We start from the raw sequence: 8786 nt of genomic DNA on the forward strand, positions 1-8786 counted from the left end.
CGGCCTGCTCGCCTATAAATTTGACCTGCTGGCACTCGCCCTCGCCCTTTAGCCTTTTGGTAAAAATCTTTCTCATGCTAAAAAGATAGGCCAAAAAGTCAAGCTTCTCTTTGAAATTTTCAGGTTTTTTGGGCTTTAAAAGCTTTTCTATCTCAGCCGCGATCTCATCAGGCTGCACGCCAAATATCAGTTCAAGCGCCCTTTTTGAGCCGTAGATGTTAGTTAGTACGGGGGCAAATTTATGCCCGGTTTTTTTGCAGATAGGGTTTGTAAAAAGCAGCGCCTGCGAGTTTTCGCGCTTGACCTCGATGTAGCTTGCGTGAGCGATCTCTAGATCGATATCCGCGGGCTCATCCACGACGCGCAACAGGCCGTTATCTTTTAGAAGCTTGATGTAGTCCATATTTTTCCTTAATAATTTATATCCGAACGAGCCGTTTTTGAAGCTAAAATTTTGGCCGCGTTTGAGTTAAATTTGCAAACATTTTGAGCCAAAAACACAACTTTAACTGCCGAAAAATTAGTAAAATCGTAAAAATTATCGGTTTTGGCAGATACTCTAATTTAACGCCGACTTAGCAAAAATTTGATCTCTTACAACCTCTAACCAAAAGCGCATGGCGCTAAATTTGCAGCGTTAAGGCAAGCAAAAAGTGAAAACCGGCCAGGGTTGCCTCCATCGGTCTAAGTCGTCTTAAAAAGATACCATTTTGAGTTTGGAGAGAGCCGTTCTAACATTATAAACTCGCTCGGACTCATCTGCGGCAGATTAGATTCGTTTTCCACGCGCATAAAACCCACTACATTATCCGTTACGCCGCCTATGATAAGCTCAAAAACTCCGTCGTCGTACGCCGCATGAGATAGATGTAGTCGCTTTACGACTTCGTTTGCCGCCACTTCGTCCTTTTGATATAGCGCAAACAGCTCTTCAAATTTTGCCTCGTTTTTGCGTCCAAATTTTAGCAATGCATTATCACTTGCCAAAATCAGCCTTAAATTTTCTATATCCCCGCCCATTGCTCTAAGTTGCGCCTTTTCCGCCTCGCTCGCAACCTCATAGCCCTTTATCGTTGCCTCTATGATGCCAGTTTGCGCGAGCGATCTGAGCGCATAAATACCGTCATCTTTAGCAAAAATGTATAGATCAAGTGATGTGCCGTTTTTAGAAGCGAGCCAAACGCGAAATATTCCACTAAATTCGCTGCTCTGGCCGAGTTTGACGACTTTTATTTCGTCAAATTTGTCGGCTGAGTAAAAATTATTTTTTAATCGATCTCGCATCTCGCCCTTAAAATAGATGTTTTTATCGAAATTTTTATCGGTAAAGAGCGAATAAATAAGCTCCAAATCTACCTGTGCAAAAAGCTCGGACATCAAAAACGCCAAAATAAGCGCTTTTCTCATATGTTCGCCATCTCCTCGGCGCGTTTTAACAGCTCCTTTGCGCCCTTGCCGATAAATATTCGTCCAAGCTCGGCGCCCACGCTCTTCCACTCGCTTTTTTGCGCGACGATATTTTCGCGTATACTCTCGCTACCGTCCGGTAGTCCCACGACCGCGCGTATCTCGATCTTGTCGCCATTTAAATTTGCATTTACGCCGATAGGCACCTGGCAACCGCCCTCTAGCATCGCGACGAAATCACGCTCCACGGTCGTCTCTATCACAGCTTTTTCGTCTTTTAAAAACTCTATCAAATTTAAAATTTCAGAGTCCTCTCTAGCCTCGATACCTAGCGCCCCCTGCCCCATCGCAGGCACCATCTGATCTAGCTCAAACGGCACGATATGTGCGACTTCGGAGCGTAAATTTAAGCGGTTCACGCCCGCCATCGCTAGGATGATCGCGTCAAATTCGCCCTCTTTTAGCTTGCGCAGACGGGTTTGGACGTTGCCTCGCAGCGATATTATCTCAAGATCGGGCCGCATAAAAAGTAGCTGCATCTTGCGGCGCAGGCTCGTCGTGCCCACGCATGCGCCCCCTGGCAGATCCTCAAATTTAGCGTATTTTTCGCTTAGCATCGCGTCTCTAACATCCTCGCGCGAGCAGATCGCGGCCAGCACCAGCCCCTCCGGAAATACGACGGGTACGTCTTTTAGACTATGCACGGCGATGTGCGTTTCGCCGCTTAGCATGCTATCTTCCAGCTCTTTCGTAAAAAGCCCCTTACCGCCGATCTTAGCCAGCGGGGTGTCTAGGATTACGTCGCCTTTAGTTTTCATGCCCGTTAGCTCGACTGCAAGCTCCGGGTAGCGCGATAAAATTTTATCCCTGATATGCTCGCTTTGCCACATAGCCAGCACGCTTTTTCTCGTTGCGATTTTTAGTTTTTCCATATTTGCCTCTTTTCTTCTACGACTTCGACGTCGATGATCTCGCCGTCATCGCGCGGTTTGCTCTGCCCGCTCTCAAATTTTTCGTAATAATATTCGCTCCCACCCTTGCGCTCGCCGCCGTTTTTTAAATTTGCAAAAAACGCGACCGCTACGATCGCCGCGCCCAAAACGTCGGTGATAAGCCCCGGGATAAACATAAAAAATCCCCCGATCGCCATACCTACGCTGCTAAAGACGTCTGAGGGCTTAAAAAACGTGATGTTGCTCGTGAGCTGAAAAAATCCGACGCGAAACATAAAAAATAGCCCCAAAATAGCCGATGCGATGACCTCTAGAACTAAATTTAAAAATCCGTACGCGTGGATAAAAAAATACGCCGCTACGATCTCCAAAACGACGTAGGGCGTAAAAAAATGCCTTATCATAGGCTCTTTAGTCGCGCTAAAATTTCGCCCGCTTTTACGGTTTCTTTAGTTAGCCCGTCGCGCGTGACGAGCTCGACCGTGCCTTCGGCTAGTCCCTTGCCCACGATCACGGCATAAGGAAATCCCATCAGCTCAAATTCGCTCATTTTGACGCCGAAACGCTCGTTTCTATCGTCAAGCAGCACAGAAAAGCCAGCCGCGCGTAGGTCTTCGTAAAGCCCCTGCGCAAATTTGACGCCCTCTTCGTCTTTTAAATTTGAGATGATGATTTCAAATTTAAACGGAGCTAGGGTTTCGTTCCAGATTGTGCCTTTTTCGTCGTGCTTGGCCTCGACGGCGACGGCGACCAGGCGGCTGACGCCTATGCCGTAGCAGCCCATGATAAACGGTTTTGCTTTGCCGTTTTCGTCCAAAAACGTCGCACCCATCGGCTCTGAGTACTTAGTGCCTAGCTTAAATATATGTCCGACCTCGATACCTTTGCTAACGCTTAAATTTCCTCCGCAGCAAGGGCATTTGTCGCCGGCTTTTACGGCGGTTAGGTCTTTGAAGCGCTCCGCGTTAAAGCTGCTAACGCTAACGCCGACGAAGTGATAATCCCGCTCGTTTGCGCCGCAGATCATCTGCGTCTCGCCTTCAAGCTCTTTATCGATATAAAACTCCACGCCCTTTAGCCCGACCGGCCCGCAAAATCCGCCCACAAGCCCAGCCACCGCGATCTCGGCCTCGGTTGCGTCCGTTAACTCGAGCGCTCCACATGCGTTTTGCGCTTTGACCTCTTGTAGCTCATCCTCGCCGCGCACGAAAAATACTACGATTTTCTCGCTCTTTTCACCTTTATCGCCGATAAAAATCGCCTTTTTTATCACCGCTTTTATGCAGTAAAACTCGTCAACTCTAAAAAACTCCGCCACGTCTTTGATGGTTTTGGCATTTGGAGTTAAAAATTTAGCCGCGTCAGCCTCGGGCCGCTCCGCCTGCGTCGTTCGTTTTGCGCGGGTTGCGGCCTCTATGTTTGCGGCGTAGTCGCAGTTTTCGCAGACGATGATGTCGTCCTCGCCGCTATTTGCTAGCACCATAAATTCTTTACTTCCGCTGCCGCCTATCGCGCCGCTATCGGCTCTAACCGCGCGGAAATTTAGCCCAAGGCGAGTAAAAATTTTGCTATAAGTTTTCTCCATCAGGTCAAATTCACGGTCCAGATCCTCGGCGTTTGCGTGAAAGCTATATCCGTCCTTCATCAAAAACTCGCGCCCTCTAAGTAGCCCAAATCTCGGCCTCGCTTCATCTCTAAATTTGGTATTTATCTGATACAAATTTAGCGGCAGCTGTTTATATGACGTCACTTTGCCTCGCACGAGCGCGACGACGCTCTCTTCGTTGGTCGGGCTTAGGACAAAATCGTTTTCTTTGCGGTCCTTAAAGCGCAAAAGCTCCTTGCCGTAGACGTCAAAGCGTCCGCTCTCGCGCCAAAGATCGGCGGAGGTGACGAAACTCATCGAGATCTCCTGCGCGCCCGCCTCGTCAAGCTCCTCTTTGACGATATTTTTTATATTTTCAAGCACACGTTTTCCAAGCGGCAAAAAGTTGTAAAGTCCGCTGCCTACCTGCTCGGCGTAGCCCGCTCGGAGCAAAAATTTGTGGCTTGCCAGACTCGCGTCTTTTGGCGCTTCTTTTGCCGTCGGTGCGTAAAGTTTGCTAAATTTCATTCGTTCTCCCATTCAAATTCGTTATTTTCTTCTTGCGGCGTTTGCTCCGCGATGTTAAAGATTTCCCCGATAGCTCTTAGCTGCGCTTCGCTTCCCGCAGCGCCCGCTAGGCTTTTTAAATTTATCGTCGGCGCATGCAAAAACGCCCTAAAAACCTGATGTATGAGGCGGTACGCTTCCTCTTTGTCGCTATGTTTTAGATAGCCCTTTTTTAGGGCTTTTGCGAGTTCTCTTTCGGCGCACTCTTTAGCCTGCTCTCTTATGCCTTTTATTAGCGGCGTGACGGCTAGCTCGCGCAGCATTTGGAAAAACGCCGCCGTATTTCGCCCGACGATGCCGTATGCGATCTGAGCTTGCTCTTCGCGCAGGGCGAGATTTTTATTTACGATCTCTTGCAGGTCGTCCACGGCGTAAATTTTGATATTTTCGCTCTCCGTGATAGCAATATCGCGCGGTACGGCAATGTCGAAAAAGTAACGCTTAAACTCCTTTGGCTCTACCATCGAGTCGATCAAAACGGGATGCGGCGCGGCGGTCGCGGAAAAGATGATTCGATATTTGTTTATATACTGCGCTACGTTTGATAGCGAGTCGTATTCGTTATTATCCCCCAGCGTCAGGGCTAAATTTTTAGCGCGTCCTTTATTTCGGCTGACGATTATCGTTCGCGCGCCGCTTGCGATTAGATGCTTTGCGGCTAGCTCCGCCATCTCGCCAGCGCCTACTATCACGGCGACCATGCCGTTTAATGTGCCAAAAATCTCCTTTGCCTTCGCCACCGCGACGCTTGAGACGGAGATCGGGTTTTTGGAGATCTCGGTTTTGTTTCGTACCTCTGCCGCGCACTTAAAGGCAAACTCCATCGCCCTGCCAAGCTTTGCGCCGCATTTGCCGTTAGCGCGGGCAAATTTATACGCCTCTTTTAGCTGCCCCGCGATCTGCGTTTCGCCTATAACTAGACTATCTAGCGAACTAGCCACGGCAAAGAGATGGTGCACGGCGCCGTTATCCTCGTAGATGTCGGCTCTGCTTTGCAGCTCCTCAAAAGGGATACCGCAGATGAGCGACATGCAGGCGATGATGTGCTTGCTAGCGCCTTCGACCGTCTTTACGCTAGCGATGATCTCGACGCGGTTGCAAGTACTTAGCACCATACACTCGTTGATGTTTTGGCTGGAGCTAATGAGGCGTAAAATTTCGTTTTTGCGCTCGATGTTAGAAAAAGAGAGCTTTTCGCGCACGGAGATATCGGTGTTTTTGTGCGTAAAGCTCACGCTTGCGTAATGCATTAAAATTCCCTATCTATCATTGATTTTACGATGTTTTCTAGGCCGTCTACGTTAAATTTCTCTACCGATCTTATCGCCTGCTCGCCTAAATTTTTCGCCGCTTCTATGCTTTTTTTTATCGCGCCCGTTTCGTTCATCTTTGCCCTCACCCAGCCGCGCTCGGCCTCGCTCAGATCCTTTTTAAATAGGCTTTTTAGCTTCTCTTTGTCCGCTTCGCTTAAGCTTTCGTAAAGATAAATGTAAGGCAGCGTCGTTTTACCCTCTTTAAAGTCGCTAAAATTCGGTTTTCCAAGCGTCGCGGCGTCTTGCGTGACGTCTAGGATGTCGTCGATTATCTGAAATGCTAGGCCTAGGTTTTTGCCGTAAATTTTAAAATTACGCGCGTCAAGTCCGGCTAGCATCGCTCCGACCGCTGCCGCAGCCTCGATCAAAACGGCGGTTTTATAGTAGATCATCGTTTCGTATGCGGACTTATCGTCGTTAAATTTAGCCGAGAGATCCACGTCCATCATCTCGCCTATGCTTAGTTTGCTAACCGCGCCCGATATCTCTCCCGCGATCTCGTGCGGAAATTTAGATAGCTCGCAAAAGCCCTTCGAGTAGAGGATATCGCCCAGCATCACGGCGTTTTTAGTGCCAAAGCTCGCATTTATACTAGGGCTTCCACGCCTCGTGTCTGCGTCGTCTATCACGTCGTCGTGAAGTAAACTAGCTAGGTGAATAAGCTCGATAATCGCGCAAATTTTAAGACTTTGCTCGCTTTCGCCCGCTATTTTTAAAAGTAGCTTAGAGCGCAGCTTTTTACCCGAATTTATCCGCGCAAACATCGCATTTGCAGGCTCGTAGCCAAGCTCTGCGATAAAATTTTTCATTATCAGATCGATTTTTTCCATTTATGCTCACTTAAATTTTGCTTTTATCTGGCGTTTTGAGCGCTGTTTTGAGCGCCGCTCTGCTTTCTTGGCGGATCCAAAAACTCAACATCCACACGCTGTTCGTCGTCGTTTATCAGCACGCGAAATTTCGCCACGCCTTGCTTAAAATCCTCAAAAACGAGATAAAGCGCGACGCGGTCGCTAGGCGGATACTTGAGGTCAGGTATCAAAGTCTGCTTATAGGTCTCAAGGCCGCGCCTTAGCGACATAACAAGCTGGCGAGGATAGTTTCGGTAGCGCGAATGCACGATGATGTTCGTGTTATCAAAAAGCGTCCAGCGAAAGTCGAAGCTCTCACGCTCGTCCGTACCCTTTTTAGTGACGAAAACCCGCGCCCACTCGTCTTTTTTGAGCTCAAAAAGGTGCTCTTCCTCGAAATTTACCGCGCCGAAAGCCAGCGATAAAAACAACGAAAATATAACGGCTATTTTACTCATTTTGACTTAAAATATCCCCACTAAGCCCGATATAAATGTCGTTTAGACGCTCATTTATCAGGGTTTGATTTTGAGAAATAAACGAATTTTGCGCCGTTTCGTCAAAGCCGTTTTTTTCACAAAATTCGCTCATCGCGATAAATTTTTCAAAGGTCTTTTCAAGCTCGTTTTCGACTAAGTTTTTGTTCGCGTTAAATAAAATTTCAAAGAATTTTTCTCTCGGACTCTGAGAAAATATATCATAATCCATAAATTTTAAAACCTTTTGTAAATCTTAAAATACATACTATTTTTTGTAAAATCATACCTAAAATCATACACACTATAATACGCTAAATTTTTATAACTTCTCGATATATAGGGCTGCTTCAGCCACCGTAAAGACATTGTCGCAGCTTGGACTTTGGCTACCAAAGCCCCAGCAAACGTTTAGATATTTCATATCAGCATTGCGTGCGGCAAGCTCATCTTTTTTACTATCTCCGACAAATATCGCTTTATCAAATTTTCCTGATTTTAATATCAAATTTAGCATCGCGGGATCTGGTTTTTGAGGTACGTTTTCGTCCGCTCCTACTATAAGATCAAAAAATTTAAATATCCCGCTTCTTTGTAAAATTTCATCCAAAGTATACCTCGGCGCATTGCTAGCTAGAGCGACGAAGTGCCCCGCCCCTTTTAACCCAGCTAGCAGTTCCCGGGCGCCATCATAAGCAGTGGCGTATTCGCGGTAGTTTTTCTTAAATTTAGCCTCAAAGTTATCCCGCAGTTTCATATCGGGCTTATCGATACCATAGAAATCAAGCCCCAAATTTCGCCCAGGCTCGTTTATAGCCTTTACGATAAACTCCGCCGCCAAATCGCCCTCAAGCCCTAGCTCGCGCCGCACCTCGTTTACCGTCTCGCAGATCGCTTTTGCACTATCTATGAGCGTGCCGTCCATGTCAAATATCACGCATTTCACTCTTCGTCCTTATATTTTTTTCTATGTTTTTCTTTTTTATACGTTTTTTGATTTTTTAGCTTTTCTAGCGCGTTGGCGCAGGCTACCAGCTCGCCTCTCTCGCCGCCTTTTACGACCAAATTTACGAAATTTTCAAGAGACTTCGAGTAGGCGTTATCTAAAAAAACGGGCTCGATCTTGCGTAAAATTTCGGCGTTTTTGCCTACTCTAGCGCGAAATTCGTCCTCGTTAAAATCCTCTCTTTTTAGCGCGCTAATCGCGGCTTTGGCGAATTTTTCCAGGCCGCGCAGGTATTTTACGCGCTTAAATTTGTCGTTTTGTTCAGCCATTTTTTCCTTTCAAAAGCCCAATTATACCAATTTAAACTTTTAGCGGTTATAATGCGCACAAATTTTACAAGGAGAAAAGATGCAAAAAGAGACGATCGCCACGCACTACGGCTACGACACCAAGGCTGGCCCAGGCGCCATGGCGGTGCCGATTTACCAGACTACGGCTTATGATTTCGGTAGCGCCGAGATGGCTGCGGCGAGATTTCAGCTAGAAGACCCGGGTCACATCTACACGAGGCTGGGCAACCCGACGACGGACGTTCTAGAGAGCCGTATAGCCGCGCTCGAGGAGGGCTCGGCCTCTATCGTGACGGCTAGCGGTCAGTCGGCGATTTTTTACTCGATCGCAAATTTAG

At 47.4% G+C, this 8786-nt stretch carries 11 protein-coding genes and 1 pseudogene; 1 reads left to right on the forward strand and 11 read right to left on the reverse strand.

Annotated features, from left to right (window positions below):
- The 11 genes and pseudogenes from Q0200_RS05030 to Q0200_RS05080 form a co-directional block, all read right to left on the reverse strand.
- A pseudogene (locus Q0200_RS05030) lies at positions 1-403 on the reverse strand (UbiD family decarboxylase domain-containing protein); the annotation flags it as partial.
- Positions 404-684: 281 nt separating this feature from the next.
- Complete coding sequence (locus tag Q0200_RS05035) at positions 685-1407, reverse strand: hypothetical protein (protein ID WP_297938528.1); 723 nt, start codon at positions 1405-1407, stop codon at positions 685-687.
- Complete coding sequence (hemC, locus tag Q0200_RS05040) at positions 1404-2339, reverse strand: hydroxymethylbilane synthase (protein ID WP_297938531.1); 936 nt, start codon at positions 2337-2339, stop codon at positions 1404-1406. Before hemC ends, Q0200_RS05035 begins: the two co-directional genes overlap by 4 nt.
- Positions 2327-2764, reverse strand: a complete 438-nt coding sequence (locus Q0200_RS05045; protein WP_297938534.1) for an FxsA family protein — start codon at positions 2762-2764, stop codon at positions 2327-2329. Before Q0200_RS05045 ends, hemC begins: the two co-directional genes overlap by 13 nt.
- Complete coding sequence (locus Q0200_RS05050; RefSeq protein ID WP_297938556.1) at positions 2761-4473, reverse strand: proline--tRNA ligase; 1713 nt, start codon at positions 4471-4473, stop codon at positions 2761-2763. The genes Q0200_RS05045 and Q0200_RS05050 overlap by 4 nt, the downstream gene beginning before the upstream one ends.
- Complete coding sequence (gene hemA, locus Q0200_RS05055; RefSeq protein WP_297938537.1) at positions 4470-5762, reverse strand: glutamyl-tRNA reductase; 1293 nt, start codon at positions 5760-5762, stop codon at positions 4470-4472. Before hemA ends, Q0200_RS05050 begins: the two co-directional genes overlap by 4 nt.
- The gene (locus Q0200_RS05060) at positions 5762-6655 is read right to left on the reverse strand and encodes a polyprenyl synthetase family protein (protein WP_297938540.1); all 894 of its coding nucleotides are present in this window, start codon (positions 6653-6655) and stop codon (positions 5762-5764) included. The genes hemA and Q0200_RS05060 overlap by 1 nt, the downstream gene beginning before the upstream one ends.
- A gap of 23 nt (positions 6656-6678) precedes the next feature.
- Positions 6679-7134: a hypothetical protein gene (locus tag Q0200_RS05065; protein ID WP_297938542.1), complete on the reverse strand. Its 456-nt coding sequence runs from the start codon at positions 7132-7134 to the stop codon at positions 6679-6681.
- The gene (locus Q0200_RS05070) at positions 7127-7384 is read right to left on the reverse strand and encodes a DUF2018 family protein (protein WP_004321218.1); all 258 of its coding nucleotides are present in this window, start codon (positions 7382-7384) and stop codon (positions 7127-7129) included. Before Q0200_RS05070 ends, Q0200_RS05065 begins: the two co-directional genes overlap by 8 nt.
- A gap of 90 nt (positions 7385-7474) precedes the next feature.
- A complete protein-coding gene (locus tag Q0200_RS05075) occupies positions 7475-8098 on the reverse strand; it encodes an HAD family hydrolase (RefSeq protein WP_297938547.1) in 624 nt (207 codons plus the stop codon).
- Positions 8095-8427 (reverse strand): hypothetical protein, encoded by a 333-nt coding sequence (locus tag Q0200_RS05080; RefSeq protein ID WP_122873782.1) that lies wholly within the window; start codon positions 8425-8427, stop codon positions 8095-8097. Before Q0200_RS05080 ends, Q0200_RS05075 begins: the two co-directional genes overlap by 4 nt.
- 79 nt (positions 8428-8506) lie before the next feature.
- Between Q0200_RS05080 and Q0200_RS05085 the strand changes: the two genes are divergently transcribed.
- On the forward strand, positions 8507-8786 hold a 280-nt coding region (locus tag Q0200_RS05085; protein WP_297938553.1), incomplete at its 3' end, for a PLP-dependent transferase.

The organism is uncultured Campylobacter sp. (genome assembly GCF_938045225.1).
In the GTDB taxonomy this organism is placed as follows: domain Bacteria; phylum Campylobacterota; class Campylobacteria; order Campylobacterales; family Campylobacteraceae; genus Campylobacter_A.